The sequence below is a fragment of the Spirosoma soli genome (genome assembly GCF_042684525.1).
Taxonomy (GTDB): domain Bacteria; phylum Bacteroidota; class Bacteroidia; order Cytophagales; family Spirosomataceae; genus Spirosoma; species Spirosoma soli.
In genome coordinates this window covers 116,056-130,890 of the sequence record NZ_JBHULN010000002.1, presented here as the reverse complement: position 1 = coordinate 130,890, position 14,835 = coordinate 116,056, and the positions used below count along the sequence as shown (strand labels likewise).

At 47.7% G+C, this 14,835-nt stretch carries 15 protein-coding genes and 1 riboswitch; of the genes, 9 read left to right on the top strand and 6 right to left on the bottom strand.

From position 1 onward, the window contains the following. Window positions 1-129 precede the first annotated feature (129 nt). Window positions 130-1,467 carry an amidohydrolase gene (locus tag ACFSUS_RS04080; RefSeq protein ID WP_381519445.1) on the top strand — a complete coding sequence of 446 codons (1,338 nt, stop codon included), beginning with the start codon at window positions 130-132 and terminating at the stop codon, window positions 1,465-1,467. A 90-nt stretch (window positions 1,468-1,557) separates the two neighbouring features. Here ACFSUS_RS04080 and ACFSUS_RS04075 read toward each other — a convergent pair whose 3' ends face one another. The 3 genes from ACFSUS_RS04075 to ACFSUS_RS04065 all read right to left on the bottom strand — a co-directional run bounded on the left by ACFSUS_RS04075 (window position 1,558) and on the right by ACFSUS_RS04065 (window position 4,365). Then, window positions 1,558-2,355, bottom strand: coding sequence for an SDR family oxidoreductase (locus ACFSUS_RS04075; protein WP_381519442.1), 798 nt, complete (start codon window positions 2,353-2,355; stop codon window positions 1,558-1,560). 6 nt (window positions 2,356-2,361) lie between these two features. Then, window positions 2,362-3,276: a S66 peptidase family protein gene (locus ACFSUS_RS04070; protein ID WP_381519440.1), complete on the bottom strand. Its 915-nt coding sequence runs from the start codon at window positions 3,274-3,276 to the stop codon at window positions 2,362-2,364. 75 nt (window positions 3,277-3,351) lie between these two features. Continuing rightward, window positions 3,352-4,365, bottom strand: coding sequence for an ion channel (locus ACFSUS_RS04065; protein WP_381519438.1), 1,014 nt, complete (start codon window positions 4,363-4,365; stop codon window positions 3,352-3,354). Window positions 4,366-4,514: 149 nt separating this feature from the next. Here ACFSUS_RS04065 and ACFSUS_RS04060 point away from each other — a divergent pair, with 149 nt between their 5' ends. The 4 genes from ACFSUS_RS04060 (at window position 4,515) to ACFSUS_RS04045 (ending at window position 8,248) form a co-directional block, all read left to right on the top strand. Beyond that, complete coding sequence (locus ACFSUS_RS04060) at window positions 4,515-5,513, top strand: glycosyltransferase family 2 protein (protein ID WP_381519435.1); 999 nt, start codon at window positions 4,515-4,517, stop codon at window positions 5,511-5,513. After that, complete coding sequence (locus tag ACFSUS_RS04055; protein ID WP_381519433.1) at window positions 5,465-6,250, top strand: polysaccharide deacetylase family protein; 786 nt, start codon at window positions 5,465-5,467, stop codon at window positions 6,248-6,250. Before ACFSUS_RS04060 ends, ACFSUS_RS04055 begins: the two co-directional genes overlap by 49 nt. A gap of 81 nt (window positions 6,251-6,331) precedes the next feature. Then, window positions 6,332-7,501: a glycosyltransferase family 87 protein gene (locus tag ACFSUS_RS04050; protein ID WP_381519431.1), complete on the top strand. Its 1,170-nt coding sequence runs from the start codon at window positions 6,332-6,334 to the stop codon at window positions 7,499-7,501. Window positions 7,502-7,546: 45 nt separating this feature from the next. After that, entirely contained in the window at window positions 7,547-8,248 is a 702-nt protein-coding gene (locus ACFSUS_RS04045) for a class I SAM-dependent methyltransferase (protein WP_381519428.1), read from the top strand. 36 nt (window positions 8,249-8,284) lie between these two features. On the opposite strand, the gene ACFSUS_RS04040 is transcribed toward ACFSUS_RS04045, so the two are convergent. Beyond that, a complete protein-coding gene (locus tag ACFSUS_RS04040; protein ID WP_381519426.1) occupies window positions 8,285-8,611 on the bottom strand; it encodes a DUF721 domain-containing protein in 327 nt (108 codons plus the stop codon). Window positions 8,612-8,800: 189 nt separating this feature from the next. Beyond that, window positions 8,801-8,919, top strand: a riboswitch (SAM riboswitch). Window positions 8,920-9,117: 198 nt separating this feature from the next. On the opposite strand from ACFSUS_RS04040, the gene ACFSUS_RS04035 reads away from it, so the two are divergent. The 4 genes from ACFSUS_RS04035 (at window position 9,118) to ACFSUS_RS04020 (ending at window position 13,121) form a co-directional block, all read left to right on the top strand. Beyond that, complete coding sequence (locus ACFSUS_RS04035; RefSeq protein ID WP_381519424.1) at window positions 9,118-10,434, top strand: O-acetylhomoserine aminocarboxypropyltransferase/cysteine synthase family protein; 1,317 nt, start codon at window positions 9,118-9,120, stop codon at window positions 10,432-10,434. A 95-nt stretch (window positions 10,435-10,529) separates the two neighbouring features. Next, window positions 10,530-11,588: a homoserine O-acetyltransferase family protein gene (locus ACFSUS_RS04030; RefSeq protein ID WP_381519423.1), complete on the top strand. Its 1,059-nt coding sequence runs from the start codon at window positions 10,530-10,532 to the stop codon at window positions 11,586-11,588. Window positions 11,589-11,664: 76 nt separating this feature from the next. Next, a complete protein-coding gene (locus ACFSUS_RS04025) occupies window positions 11,665-12,318 on the top strand; it encodes a GDSL-type esterase/lipase family protein (protein ID WP_381519420.1) in 654 nt (217 codons plus the stop codon). Window positions 12,319-12,392: 74 nt separating this feature from the next. Beyond that, complete coding sequence (locus ACFSUS_RS04020; RefSeq protein ID WP_381519418.1) at window positions 12,393-13,121, top strand: esterase family protein; 729 nt, start codon at window positions 12,393-12,395, stop codon at window positions 13,119-13,121. 21 nt (window positions 13,122-13,142) lie between these two features. On the opposite strand, the gene ACFSUS_RS04015 is transcribed toward ACFSUS_RS04020, so the two are convergent. Together ACFSUS_RS04015 and ACFSUS_RS04010 are read right to left on the bottom strand one after the other, a co-directional pair. After that, window positions 13,143-13,574: a hypothetical protein gene (locus ACFSUS_RS04015; protein WP_381519416.1), complete on the bottom strand. Its 432-nt coding sequence runs from the start codon at window positions 13,572-13,574 to the stop codon at window positions 13,143-13,145. A 93-nt stretch (window positions 13,575-13,667) separates the two neighbouring features. Then, on the bottom strand, window positions 13,668-14,759 hold the full coding sequence (locus tag ACFSUS_RS04010) for a lipase family protein (RefSeq protein WP_381519413.1): 1,092 nt from the start codon (window positions 14,757-14,759) through the stop codon (window positions 13,668-13,670). Window positions 14,760-14,835 lie beyond the last annotated feature (76 nt).

Here is a 14,835-nt window from a genome sequence, read left to right as displayed (position 1 = left end):
GATGAATTGTTTAGAAAAAATATGCAACGGACAGCAAAATTAACATAATTATGCAAGAAGCAATATATTCTTCGGGTAAAAATGTAAATTGCCTTCTAAATGTACATACAATTAAAATTGAACAATTTTATGAACGGCCGTAGTTTGCAAATTAGTGTACTTTTGGTGACATCTTTGGCTGCGCAGACCGTATTGGGTCAGGTTTCTGCCCTTAACAGCCGCATTGATAAAGCTGCCGAAGGCTTGGAGAAAAAGGTGGTAACCTGGCGTCGCGACTTTCATCAGCACCCCGAATTAGGCAATCGCGAATTCCAAACGGCGGCAAAAGTGGCGGCCCATCTGCAAGCTTTAGGCATGGAGGTTAAGACCGGTGTTGGAAAAACCGGAGTTGTTGGTTTACTAAAAGGGGGCAAGCCTGGCCCCGTTGTAGCGCTCAGGGCTGATATGGACGGTTTGCCCGTAACGGAGCGAGTTGATCTGCCGTTTAAATCAGAAGCACGGACCGAGTACAACGGTCAGCAAACAGGAATCATGCATGCCTGCGGGCACGATACTCACGTAGCCATGCTGATGGGGGTGGCCGAAGTGCTGGCTTCCGTAAAGAGTGATCTGAAAGGGACAGTGAAATTTATCTTTCAGCCAGCCGAAGAAGGGGCTCCCGCGGGTGAAGAAGGTGGGGCTTATCTGATGGTAAAAGAGGGTGTGTTAGAAAACCCCAAAGTAGATGCCATTTTCGGCTTGCACATTAATTCGCAAACGGAAGTCGGTACCATTAAATATCGGCCCGGCGCGACGATGGCAGCCGTTGATCAATACGCCATAAAAATAAAAGGTAAGCAAACGCATGGCGCATCGCCCTGGTCGGGCGTCGACCCAATCGTTACGGCGTCGCAGGTCGTCATGGGGCTTCAAACCATTGTTAGCCGTAATCTGCCGCTGACCGAGAATGCGGCTGTTGTTACGGTTGGAGCGATTCATGGCGGTATCCGGCAAAACATTATTCCGGAGGAGGTAAACATGATTGGTACGATTCGCTCATTGGACAGCGACATGCAGAAAACGATTCACCGCCGGATTAATGAGATTGCCACAAACATTGCCGAAAGTGCTGGAGCGAAGGCCGATGTGAAAATTGATATCATGTACCCGGTTACTTATAACGATCCCAAACTGACCGACCAGATGGTGCCAACGCTTGAAGTGGTAGCCGGGAAAAACAACGTTAAAATCACACCGGCTCAGACCGGGGCTGAAGACTTTTCGTTTTATCAGCAGAAAGTACCGGGATTTTTCTACTTCCTGGGCGGAATGAGCAAGGGAAAAAAGGTAGAAGATGCTGCACCACACCATACACCTGACTTCCAGATCGACGAGAGTTGCTTTGTGTTAGGAATGAAGTCTCTCTGCCATCTCGCTGTCGATTACATGGAGCAGTCGGGTAAAATAGCGACTGCTAGCGGAAAGTAATTTTTAACGCAGAGGTCATGGAACAAATCACAGCGTAAACGGAGCGCATTCTATTCTCTGCTAACTCCGTGACCTCTGTGTTTACCCCGTTTACACGCCCTGACGCTTTCGTAGAATGCGTGACAACAGACCAGGTAAGAAGCGTTTTAAGTAGATGCCGTACGTTTCTGTACCGCCAATGTAGACCTCTTCTTTTTCTTGTAAAACGGCTTTTAATAGCTGACGGGCAAATTTGTCAGGCGCCATGCCTTTTGCCTGGTTATCATCCATCTTGCCGTGACTTTGGCCGTTCGCACTAATGGCATGGAGCGAGAGGGGAGTCCGAATGTAGCCTGGGCAGATAATGGTCACCCGGATCTGATCGTCGTAGGTCTCCGCCCGAAGCGCATCGAAGAAGCCATGCAAAGCATGTTTGCTGGCACAGTATCCCGAGCGTTGTTTAGTTCCTATCTTTCCGGCCACACTACTTGTCACCACAAAATGGCCGCTTTTCTGTGCTAACATGAATGGCAAAACTGCTTTTGTCAGCGCTACAACCCCGAAAAAATTAACGTTCATCAGTCGTTGATAATCCGAGTATCGAGTATCAACGACTGTACTTCGCTGCGTAATGCCCGCATTCTGAAAAACATAATCAATTCGTCCGAAGCGTTGCCGGACTGCTTCCACGTGGTTAGGCAAACTGTCTACATCGGTCATATCCATTGGCAGGACCATTACATCCGACTTGGGCAAACCGGTTTGCAGGGCTACGCGTTCCAGCTCGTCCTGTCGCCGGGCCGATAGTACCAACTTAATCTGATGATGGGCGAGTTCCAGCGCTAAAGCTTCTCCGATGCCAGATGAGGCCCCCGTAATCCAGATCACCGATTGAAAAAATTTACTCATGTGTAGTTACAGATTTCCAAAGATGAGTCGCCCTTGTTCGCCATCGACTTGTAATTCTATGTTCACACCAATAGGTAGCGCCAGGTTATAGTCAACATGCCCGGCCGGAAAATTAAACAATACGGGGTAGGTATAACCTGACACTTTCTCGGCAATGATTTCGAAGGCATTCTTTCCAAATGGTAGCGAAAGGTTCTCGCGCATGTCGGTAAACTGGCCAACTACTAAACCTGCGAGTGATGAAAGACGCCCTGATCGCTTTAGTTGCGTCATCATACGATCTAACGAGAAAAGTGTCTCGTCGATGTCTTCAATAAAAAGAACAGCACCATCCAGCTTTAAGTCAGTTGGTGTTCCAAGTGAATTGACGAGCAATGTGAGGTTGCCACCAACAAGTGGGCCCTTGGCGCTGCCGAGTCGATTCAGCGAATGGGTAGGGACAGAATAATGCGTTGGTGTTTCTCCGAATAACCACTGTCGTACGGTCTCCAGCGACTCCGAGCGCTCTGGATGCCCGAACTGCCTGGGCATGAGCCCGTGTAAGCTGGCGATACCATTATTATACAGTAAACTTAATAGTACCGTTACGTCGCTAAAGCCGACCAGCCATTTAGGCTTAGCCCGTACGTTTGTTAGATCCAGCCCATCGGCAATTCGGTAGCAACCATATCCACCCCGAGCGGCAAAGACGGCCCGAACAGAGGGATCATCAAAAAAACGTTGTAAATCGGCTCGCCGGAGTTCATCTGGCCCGGCGAAAGGACCATCAATAGCCTGTAAGCTTTCACCTTCAATTACCCGAAGGTGCCAGTCATCGCGAAGAATACGTAGGCCATCGGCCAGTTCTTCGTATGGAAACCAACTGGCTGGCGCTAACACTCCGACTGTATCGCCGGGGCGCAAAAAAGCAGGAACTTGCAAAATGATTAACGTATTTGAGATGTATCGTATTTAGCGACTATCAGCCTTTATTACCACGAGAACCACTGTTGTAAACTAGTTCAGAGGGGCTGGGTCTGTATCGTCTAACTTATCTAGATCGAGTCTTACTATTCCCTGATGGCTACTATCAAACATAACGCGGTACTTACGACCCCATAAGACCTCATCGAAACGGTAAGAATAGCGGGTATGTACCACTTGAGAGAACGTATCGTCCATGGCTCGTAGCAAAATTAAGAATTCAGCATCAGATTCTTTAAGATCTTCAGGCGTACAGCCATGCAGTGGGCTCTCGCTGGTAATGGGATGCACCAGGGTCCAATTGGTCGGAAAAAACGTGACTTTGGCACGTTCCAGATTCAGTCCGTAATACCGACGATAACGGGTACCGTCCGGTTTAGCTTCCAACCGAGAAAGGGTTACCTCCACTTGTAAATCAATGAGCTGGTGCGAACGTGTGTTGATAATTCGAAACATCCAGCCATTTACATCGAGATAAGGAGCAAAGACAGCGTTACGTGAGAAACGTATGTGGGCGACTGGTCGGGAGAAACGGCCATACAGCAATCCAGTCACTAGAGCAAACGCCAGTAAGCCAATCATAGATTCAAAAGCGGCAATGAGACTGGTTACGTAACCAACGGGGCTGATGTGGCCGTAACCCACCGTTGTTAGTGTTTGAGCACTAAAGAAAAAAGCACCCCAGAACTGGCCAAACGTACTGCCATCTGTAACATCCAGCAGACCTCGTAAATTTTCGGGGCCAGCTAGCATGTAGAAGGAGGCAAACACAAGGTTCTCACTTACATAAAAGAGCAGCACAAGTCCCAGAAACTTGGACCATCTCATAGTAATGAGCCGGTTGTACAGATTCAGGCGATCCCAAAACGAATCGTTAACCCGGTTGATGTTGAAGCTACCATCTTTGTTGATCAGCCGCGAATAGGCATCGTTGAGCTTAGTTCCAAATCCTAAATCTTGGCGTCGTTCTTCCTGTTCAACTAATGTACTATTAATACCACCTAGATTTTTTGTAACTGGCCGTGTATTAGGAGATTGTGCTTTCACAAGGTATTATTTCTAGAAGGCTATAAGATATATAAGGCAAGTTTAAGCCAACTTTAATCTGATGATAAGTAGATTGGTGAGTATAAGTACTTATTTTAGCGAAAATTTTTAAAAAACCGTCCGTAACGGTACTTGATGACGAATATAGTATGAAATCTTATCAAGGAATGATAAGTTTAATTGTCCCTGCTTTCAATGAGGAGGAAAACCTCCCTGTGTTGGTTCATCGGTTGATGAATGTAATGAAGCCGTACGAATCGTATGAGATCTTGATTATAGACGATGGAAGCTCTGACCAGAGTCGCTACGTGCTTCGGCAATTGAGCAAAGCCTATTCCGTGGTTCGGTTTCTTTCGTTCTCCCGTAACTTTGGTCATCAAATGGCGCTGCGGGCGGGGTATCAGAACGCTCGGGGAGAAGCGGTCATATGCCTCGATGCTGATCTGCAGCACCCTCCCGAATTAATTCCGACACTGATCGACAAGTGGCGCGAGGGCTACGAAGTGGTTTATACCGTTCGGCAGGCTGACCCCAAACTATCCTGGTTTAAGCGCACAACGTCGAAATACTTCTACAGCGTACTTCGTAAAGTCTCTAATCTGCAGATTGAAGACGGCGCTGCCGATTTTCGATTACTTGATCGGAAGGTAGTAGATACCATCAACCAGTTTAAAGAAAACGACCTTTTTCTGCGCGGAGCTATATCGTGGGTGGGTTTTCGACAATGCCGAGTCCTGTATGAGCCAGCGGCCCGGTACGCTGGGCGTTCAAAATACTCATTCCGCAAGATGCTTAAGCTGGCAGCAATGGGCATTACGTCGTTTTCTACCCGTCCGCTGTACCTGTCAGTCCTGCTTGGGTTCGGTATGTCGTTGTTTGCCACCCTGTTTGGCGCAGAGGTGCTGTATGAGTATTTCTTTACTAATGCGACTGTCTCGGGCTGGACAACGTTGGTTGTGCTGATGGCTTTAATTGGCGGTGTACAGTTTATTATGATCGGTATCATCGGCGTATATTTGGGCAAGACGTTTGTGGAAGTAAAGCAGCGACCTGCTTACATCATTAACGATACGAGCGAGATAGAGGAGACCGAAACTATATGGCAAGCCCAGATCGAGGAAAACGTATACTATTCACCGTCGATGTAGAAGAGTTCGATACCGCTGTTGAATTTGGCCATGACATTCCTATGGATGAACAAATAGCTGTTTCGACAAGAGGACTCAACTTGCTGGCCGCACGGTTCGACGTTGTGGGGGCTCGTACTACGTTGTTCACAACAGCCAACTATGCATTGCACGAGCCAGAATTAATCAAAGCGCTTGCACGCAAACACGAAATTGCCTCGCATGGGTATTTCCATACAACATTTGAACCGGCCGATCTGCTCAAATCTCGGTTAGCGTTGCAGGAATTACTTAATCAGCCTATTACTGGTTTCCGACGAGCGAGAATGGGTTACGTTGATCCCAATGACGTGCGTGAGGCCGGGTATCAATATAATTCTTCCCTTCATCCGACCTGGTTACCTGGCCGGTATAACCATTGGGGTGAGTCGAGGCATCCGTTTCGGGAAGCGGAGGTTTGGCAAATTCCGGCCTCAGTGACTCCTACAGTCCGTTTACCCTTGTTCTGGCTAAGTCTGAAAAATTTTCCGTTTGCTTATTACAAGCAGCTTTGCCGACAAACGCTAAAAACAGATGGATTCCTAAATCTCTATGTTCATCCCTGGGAATTTACAGATTTGTCGGCCTACGAAAAGATTCCCACCTATGTTCGTCGTCACTCCCGCGATATACTGCTCGACCGTGTAGAGAATCTCCTGCGCTATTTAAAACAGTTTGGTGAGTTCAGTACTATGGGTGAGTTTGCTTTAGTCTTGTGAAATGCTACTAGTTCGAGAAGCTACTATTATACTGGTTCGGTTGTACACATTATCTAAACCGATTGTATTTGCTCAGAAGTGATGTTGTCTTTTTTTAGGAAACCGTTGTTCAGCGATTACCGCTTCATTTTTTGGGTGTATGCTTCGCTTACGTTGCTGGCCAGCATCAAGGTTGTATTTTTGGAAGGCTCCAACAATTACAGTATCTTTTATCATTCGTTATATCACCTGCTCGACGGTAAAAGTTTATACGATCTTTATCCTGACGAGTACTCTGATCATTACCACTACGCCCCTACGTTTGCGGCTTTGTTTGCGCCCGTATTTGCGCTGCCCTATTCAGTCGGTTTATTTATCTGGCAATTTTTGTTCGCTGGCGTCTGGGTGTATGCCTTGTACCGAATGCCGCTACCCAAACAGCAAAAGGTGTTTGGGTATTGGTTCGGCCTGCACGAATTGTTCACGTCGCTTGTCAACAGTCAAACCAATCCGCTGATCGGGGCTATTCCCTTATTCGTGTTTATGAGCTTCGAGAAGCGAAAACCGTTTTGGGCTGCGTTTTTTGTTGTCTTAGGCTTCAATATTAAGATCTATAGTTTAGTAGCAGCAGCTTTGTTTCTGCTGTATCCGCAGCGGCTCCGGTTTTTGGCGTCAATGCTGTTTTGGGGCATAGTGCTTGGCGCTTTGCCCATTCTGCTGACCTCGCCGGCTAAACTGCTCTGGCAATATGAGATGTGGGTTCGCCAATTACTCATCAAGTCGGACCATGACAAGTGGGCCAATACGTCTATTCATCGGTTAGTTCACATCTTTATATCGCCCGAGGTTTCGACGGCAATCATTATTGGACTGGGGGTACTGCTATTTTGCACGGTTTATGTGCATATTAACAGGTATAAGGAACGGTCATTTCAACTGCTTATGATTGCGTCTGTACTGATATTTCAGGTTATTTTCAATCCGGTTTCTGAGTCACCTACCTACATAACGGCCGTTACGGGGGTACTTTGCTGGTGGTTCTGTTGTCCGCAAACCTGGCTGGATCGTGGGCTCATGATTAGTTGCTTCGTCTTAACGGTGCTATCGCCAAGTGACATATTTCCGTCTTTTCTGCGAGAGCAATTTGTGAAACCATACGTACTTAAAGCGTTACCTTGCGTTCTCATTTGGTTTCGGGTGGTTTATTTAATGCACAAACCAGCGCCGAAGGCATATTTGCTTCATGAGCCCGATGCCCTGGTGTACTCGTAGACTCCGGAAAACACACCTATCAACATAACCCAGCTACGTTCCATAATGACTTCGACCTGGCTTGACTTCTGGCAGAAAGAAAATGAGTTTGACGACTCCATGACAACCAATTACGGTTACTTTCTGGCTCGAGTCGAGAAGTACATTCCTTTATCATCATCCCAGAAAGTACTTGATATTGGTTCCGGCCCCGGCAATTTAGAAGATGCCTGGCACAGCCGTGTTGGTGAAATTCATGGTTTAGACATTTCTAAGCGCTACAACGAAGTGGGGCGAGCCAAACACGCCAATCACCCTAACGTGTATTTCCACGACTTATCGGCCGACGATTATTTAAATTTTGAGCCAGTAGCAAACCAGCGTTTCGATGTCATTATTGTGATGAGTGTGGTGCAGTACTACCGAAATGCCGCCGAAGTAGAGCAATTGCTGGCCAACATCAAGCAGGTAGCGGCCCCCGGTGCCAAAGCACTCGTCTGCGACTTAATCGTGGAGGAGGGAGTACTCAAGGACGTATTTAGTATTCTGGGAAGGTCGTTACGTCAGGGTAAGCTGCTGACAATGCTGAAACTACTTTTTCGACTGAGGTTCTCGTCGTACTACAACATCAGAAAAGAAAATGGCTTTCTCGTTATTCCACAGCAGGAGTGGATGGCTATGTGTCGACGGCTGTCGTTGAATGCCCAGTTTGTGGATGAGCCTCTGACATTACAGCAGGAACGAAAAAATCTGCTGATTCAATTCTAGAAGAACAGCCCAGAAAAATTTCTTGTAGAAACAAGTCTAGATAAACACGACGTCGTCAATCACGTCGGTTCCCATGTCCTTGTTAACTAATTGAATAAGCTTTTGCTTGGCGTTAACGAGTTCGTTACGTAACGGGGCCGAGGCAATTTCGATGTGGAGCTTCCGGTCGCGAACGTAGAGCCGGTTCGTGCGGGAGGCAATGGCTTGCCCCATCATTCGGCCCCAGAATGCCTCCAAGTACGTTTCGTTGAACCGAGTCTGGAGCTGATACGCCTTAAGTAGTTGCCCAATGGCGTCCTTCAGCGTTGTCGTACCGGCCACCCGAGTGGCATTTTCACGGTTATAACGATATGTTTGACTCATTGGCATAGGTGTCTTAGCACAAAAATAAGCAACGATCCGAGTAAACAAATGACCGGGAAGTGGGAAAACTGAAAAATTAAATAACAAGCAGAAAAACCGGACTGCGTTTGGATTCACACCGTTTGACTAGTATACTTGCGGCATCAAGTCAATTGCTACGCGTCACTTTTCTACGCGCCGACGCGAATTGATTTATAAAGAAGCGGGGAGAGATCAGGCTCTGTGAACCGCTGGCAACCTACCCCATGGCAAGGTGCTAACTCCTGCCTAAAGTAACCGCTCAGGCGGGAAATTAGGGAATATAAATCGTATACTCACATGCTCTACAACCGACGCTGTATGCCCCTCGGGGCCTGCTAAGCACTGATCAACACAACGCCACGCAAACTGGGAGGGTTTGGTGTGCTATACGCTTATTTCATGTAATTAATAAGTTGTGGCTGAGTCAATAACAATCGACAGCCTATTTACTAGTCTCACGAGTAAATCATAAACCCCCATAAATAATGTCCTCTCAACTTCATTTCGATACGTTACAACTGCACGCTGGGCAGGAAGCTGATCCAACCACCAATTCACGGGCGGTACCTATTTATCAAACAACTTCGTACGTATTTAACGATTCGGCTCACGGAGCTGACCTGTTTGCGCTGAAGGCGTTCGGTAACATTTACACGCGAATCATGAACCCCACCTCCGATGTATTTGAGAAGCGCATTGCAGCGCTGGAAGGTGGAGTGGCAGCTTTAGCCGTAGCGTCAGGTCAGGCCGCCCAATTCATTGCGTTGAGCAACATTCTGAGTACAGGTGACAATTTCGTAACGACCTCGTTCCTCTACGGCGGTACGTATAATCAATTCAAAGTTTCGTTCAAACGTCTTGGTATCGAAGCCCGTTTTGCGGATGGCGACAAACCCGAATCGTTTGCTAAGCTCATCGACGACAAAACCAAGGCGATTTATCTTGAAACGATCGGTAATCCTGGTTTCAATATTCCTGATTTCGACGCAATCGCTGCCGTTGCTAAAGAACACGATTTGCCCCTCATTGTCGACAATACATTTGGGGCTGGTGGCTACCTGTTCCGACCTATTGAACACGGCGCAGCCGTTGTAGTCGAATCGGCAACGAAGTGGATCGGTGGGCATGGTACGAGCATCGGTGGGGTTATTGTCGACGGTGGTAATTACAACTGGGGCAATGGCAAATTCCCACAATTCAGCGAACCCTCGGAAGGGTACCACGGCATGGTGTTCAGCGACGTGTTTGGCGTGAATGGGCCGTTTGGCAACATTCAGTTTATTATCCGGGCTCGTGTGGAAGGGCTTCGCGACTGGGGCCCAGCCATTAGTCCATTCAACTCGTTCCTGTTGTTGCAGGGGCTGGAAACGCTTTCGTTACGGGTGGACCGAACAGTGCAGAACGCACTCGCTTTGGCGCAGTGGCTCGAAGCACATGAGCAGGTTGAACTCGTGAACTACCCCGGTTTGGCGAGTAGCCCATACCATGAGCTGGCCAAAAAATACTTAAAGCGTGGGTTCGGTGGGGTGTTTACGTTTAAAGTAAAAGGTGGCAAGGAGGCCGCTGACCTGTTCGTGAATAGCCTGAAACTGGTGAGTCACCTGGCAAATGTTGGCGACTCTAAAACGCTGATTATTCACCCGGCGTCGACCACCCACCAGCAGTTAAGCGAACAAGATCAGGCCAGCGCGGGCGTTGAGCCAGGTTTGTTACGTATTTCGGCGGGTATTGAGCACATCGATGATATTAAAGCTGACTTAGAACAGGCTTTTGCCCAGATTGCCGAGCCGACTTTAGCGTAGGTTTCAGTTTGAATAGTTTACGGTTTACGGTAAGTGAGGCAGTTGAGTAGTGCTGCGTCGGCCACCATAAACCGTAAACTGAAAACCTTTTTGTTTTGGAGCTTCAATATTTCGACTATAAATACTCTTTTCCGCTTGAGTCGGGTGAAAGTTTACCCGGTTTCAGGTTGGCCTATACTACGCGCGGTAAACTGAACGAGAATGCCTCTAATGTAGTGTGGATATGCCATGCCTTAACGGGCAACGCCGATGCCGGCGACTGGTGGGGTGGCATGGTTGGACCCGGAAAATTTTTCGATCCAGCGCAAGATTTTATTGTTTGTGCTAACGTGCTTGGCTCCTGCTACGGCTCCACGGGTCCTTTGTCGGTCAATCCGGCTACTAAGCAGCCATATTATCACGATTTTCCGTCAATCACGATTCGTGATATAGTCGGCGCGCTGGATTTACTACGTCAGGAATTGGGTATCGAAACGATACAAACCTGCATTGGTGGATCAGTAGGGGGCGAACAGGCGTTGGAATGGGCGATTTCGCAACCTAATCTTATCAAAAACCTAGTGCTGATTGCCGTCAGTGCAGTAGCTTCGCCCTGGTGCATTGCGTTCAACGAAGCGCAGCGAATGGCCATTGAGGCTGACCCTACCTGGTGCGAACGGCGCGATGATGCAGGCGTAGCCGGTATGAAAGCTGCCCGGGCAATGGCTATGATTTCGTACCGTAATTATGATACGTATGGGTTTACTCAAGCTCTTGACAATAACGAACAACTGGATGGCTACAAAGCTGCCGGTTACCAGCGCTATCAGGGTGATAAATTAGCCGATCGGTTCAATGCATTTACCTACTGGACGCTTTCTAAGGTAATGGATTCGCACAATGTCGGACGTAACCGGGGGAGCATCCTAAATGCCTTGGGCCAGGTTAAAGCTAAAACATTGGTGGTTGGGATTCGGTCTGACTTGTTATTTCCGCCTTCGGAGCAGCAATTTTTGGCTCGCCATATTCCTGAAGCTGCTTATGAAGAAATTGATTCGCTCTATGGCCACGATGGGTTTTTGATCGAGTTCCGGCCGTTGGCGGGCATCATACGGCGGTGGATATTGGCCGCAGAAGCAGATAAGAAAACAGTTGAGCCGATTAAAAGTATTTAAAGAAAACCATTAGCATTTGTGCACCTATTCAGGTAAGCATGTATGGCGATGGTGGTGTAATTTAGTTCATTACGTTGTGAGTAGCCAACAGGCGAAAACGGATCACAATAAATTTAACCAGATGCTCTGGTACGAAGACGAAGTACGGCAACTTGAAGCAAATGTCCGTTCATTAACACTTGATAGTAAGCATCGAGGGAAACCTCAGGTCGTTTTTTATGGTAGTTCATCCGTTCGGCTCTGGACAACACTGGCGCAGGATTTTCCCGAAACCAACCTACTTAATTTAGGATTCGGCGGATCAACACTAGCCGCTTGCGCCTGGTTCTTCGAGCGACTAGTGGTGCCGGTTGCGCCTAAATCCATTGTATTTTATGCTGGCGACAATGACCTTGGCGATGGCCGACATCCGGAAGAAGTCTTTCTGTTTTTCTGCGCTTTTGCCGAAAAAGCGCGTCAGTTACTCCCCAATACATCATTGACGTATTTGTCGATCAAGATCAGTCCTTCTCGTTGGAACATTGCTGGTCCAATCCGCTACGCAAATAAGCTTATTGCGGATGAAATTAAACAGCTACCCAACTGGCGTATGATTGATATGACATCGCCACTGCTGGGTGTCGACGGTCGGCCGCGTCGGGAGCTGTTCGAAAACGACGGTTTGCACTTGAATAAATCGGGGTATAAAGTATGGCAGCAGGTATTAGAAGGCCGGACCGAGATATTTTAACGATTTGTTCATCAAATGACCACGTCTAGTTCGATATAAACACTAGAACTTCGCTGCTCTCTAAGGCCAACATTATGCATCGTGAGTATCATAAATGGTTTAGTCCCAATCTCGACCGCGACATGGAGTTGCTCGTCTTTGGCCACTCGGGAGCTAGAGTTCTGGTGTTTCCTACGCGGAAAGGGCGGTTCTTTGACTACGAAGACTTTGGGCTTGTTTCAGCACTTACTGAGTCATTAGAGAGTGGAAGCTTACAGCTTTTCTGCGTCGACAGCGTTGATCAGGAGAGCGTATACAATAAGTACATACCTCCTCAGGACCGCATTCGCCGACATGGTCAGTATGAGCAGTACATATTAAATGAAGTGCTGCCGCTGTCGCGTCTGAAGAACCCGCAGCCGTTCATGATTGCTCATGGGTGTAGTCTGGGTGCATATCACGCAATCAATATTGCTTTTCGACATCCGCAGTGGTTCGGGAAAGTAGTGGCCCTCAGCGGTCGGTATGATCTGTCAGAGCCGGTCGCTGAATTTCGGGGCTTGTTCGATAATTACTACGACGATGAAATCTATTTTCATAGCCCTAATCATTTCTTGCCTAATCTGAACGACGAACAAATACTAAGCCAACTGCGTCGGATGGAGATTGTGATGACAATAGGCAAGGAGGACCCCTTTCTGAACAGCAATCTTGCCTTAAGCGAAGCCTTATCGGCTAAACAGGTTCCTCACGAATTATACATTTGGGACGGACGGGCGCATAAGGCCGCTGACTGGCAGAAAATGGTTCGGCTCTATCTGTAAGTCGGTGATGAGAACAAGCCGTTATTGAAACGTGATCGATTCAAAGATCTTAAGCACCGTTGCTTCGTCCTGAATATTGGTTCCGCTCATGACAAATCGGTTTTGGTTCTTCGTCAGTAAATAAATACCAATCACCCCTGTCCCTCGTCGTTTGGGCCGGACCAGTAGTGCGGTCTGCCCATCGATGACCATGTTCGTTCGGACGTAGTCGGGAGACACCTCGTTCCTTAAGTCATACGAGTACCAACCATAATCGTAGCTCAGCAAATCCCGCCCGTTGGTTAGGCTGCCAACCTGCGAATCATATCCTATCTGGGCTATCGATTGCCAATTAGCCGGTGTCTGGAGCTGGAATGTTTTCAGGTCAATGGTTTTAACCGGCTCCGTGCTTTTATCCTGGCAACCTGATAAAATTAGTCCGATAAAAGCCAGGTAGGCGATCATGTAGTTCATAGGCTTTGTGAGAAGGAGTTTCACCATTGACCCTCATTACAACTTCATAGTTGTAAATAAATGTAATACTAAAGCCAACTTTTCATTCAACCATTACGGTAGTTTGTTCGCCAGATAGAGGTAAGGCGGGTGGAAATGATGGGTGAAAATCTTTTCCTTGCTGTCCGGATATTGCTTGTAATACGTACTGTCGGCCAGGAGAACGATCATGTTACCAGTCCGAACGTAATTATTGCTGTTATAATACGCTGGTGGTACGTAGCCGTTCAGGTTTTTCTTTACGGTTCTGGAGGCTAGTTTACCCAGGTACTTTTGGTAATTCTTCTGCGCTTTCAGGGCTGGTCTGCTTAAACTATTGTAGACGTACTTGAGCGCAATACGCCTGGGGAGTTTCTGCTTTTTTATAATGCCAGGAGCGCCCTTAAACGGATTCGTTTCGTTGAAATCGTTAATCGTCTGTACTGAAAGTGGCACCTCCGGCACCCAATCGGCTGAGTTAACGACATTATAGGCCCAGCCGTTTTGCGTAGCCGCTTCGTATTCATAAGCAAAATATAAATTGCCTGGCTTTGGCCCTGCACTGCAATACGTCTTAAACCGAACGTCAGCCGGAATGCGCTGCTGTTTTTGCAGATTGTAGAGATAAGCCGTGAGCAGAAAAGCAATGGCCCCGCCCTGACTGTGTCCTGTGATGATTACGTCTTTAATGCCGCTGCGATAACATGAGTCCAGTTTGGGCAGAATGTCTTTCGCCAGAAATGCCGTACTCACTAACCAGCCAACGTGCACGGCTGCTTTGGGGCCCGCAGCCAGTTCGTACACGAACTTTTCCTGATCCGTAAGTTGAATCTCGCCTTTGGCGGGTACCATGGCTGCGTAAAAGTTAGCCAGCCAGCTCACACTGTTTTGCGTAGTACCTCGGATGCTAAACACGGCAATACCTTCATTACTGGTCCATAGGTCCCAGCGATTGTCAAGACCAACGATAGGAGACCGATATACCGGTTTAAACTGCTGAGGGGAAGGGAACGCGTTAATGTAGGTAGAATCGCCAAACCGTGCGGAAACTTTCAAAAGCTCAATGTATTCGGCTTTATCGAAACCGGGTTTCAGTTTCTGGCCCAGTAGGGCAGTTGAACTAAATGCACTGTAAACTAGGTAAAGGCTGAGCAGAGGAATCTTCATTGGCTATAAGGTTGTGAGGTAGACCATAACGTATTGTACCACATTAAGTTACCTTTATTTCGAGCCAAGTTCGGAA

Excerpts from the sequence above, each read along its gene's own strand:
- ACFSUS_RS04080 (WP_381519445.1), top strand. The coding sequence starts at position 130 with ATGAACGGCCGTAGTTTGCAAATTAGTGTACTTTTGGTGACATCTTTG.
- ACFSUS_RS04075 (WP_381519442.1), bottom strand. The coding sequence starts at position 2,355 with ATGAGTAAATTTTTTCAATCGGTGATCTGGATTACGGGGGCCTCATCT.
- ACFSUS_RS04060 (WP_381519435.1), top strand. The coding sequence starts at position 4,515 with ATGAAATCTTATCAAGGAATGATAAGTTTAATTGTCCCTGCTTTCAAT.
- ACFSUS_RS04055 (WP_381519433.1), top strand. The coding sequence starts at position 5,465 with ATGGCAAGCCCAGATCGAGGAAAACGTATACTATTCACCGTCGATGTA.
- ACFSUS_RS04050 (WP_381519431.1), top strand. The coding sequence starts at position 6,332 with ATGTTGTCTTTTTTTAGGAAACCGTTGTTCAGCGATTACCGCTTCATT.
- ACFSUS_RS04045 (WP_381519428.1), top strand. The coding sequence starts at position 7,547 with ATGACTTCGACCTGGCTTGACTTCTGGCAGAAAGAAAATGAGTTTGAC.
- ACFSUS_RS04040 (WP_381519426.1), bottom strand. The coding sequence starts at position 8,611 with ATGAGTCAAACATATCGTTATAACCGTGAAAATGCCACTCGGGTGGCC.
- ACFSUS_RS04035 (WP_381519424.1), top strand. The coding sequence starts at position 9,118 with ATGTCCTCTCAACTTCATTTCGATACGTTACAACTGCACGCTGGGCAG.
- ACFSUS_RS04020 (WP_381519418.1), top strand. The coding sequence starts at position 12,393 with ATGCATCGTGAGTATCATAAATGGTTTAGTCCCAATCTCGACCGCGAC.
- ACFSUS_RS04015 (WP_381519416.1), bottom strand. The coding sequence starts at position 13,574 with ATGAACTACATGATCGCCTACCTGGCTTTTATCGGACTAATTTTATCA.
- ACFSUS_RS04010 (WP_381519413.1), bottom strand. The coding sequence starts at position 14,759 with ATGAAGATTCCTCTGCTCAGCCTTTACCTAGTTTACAGTGCATTTAGT.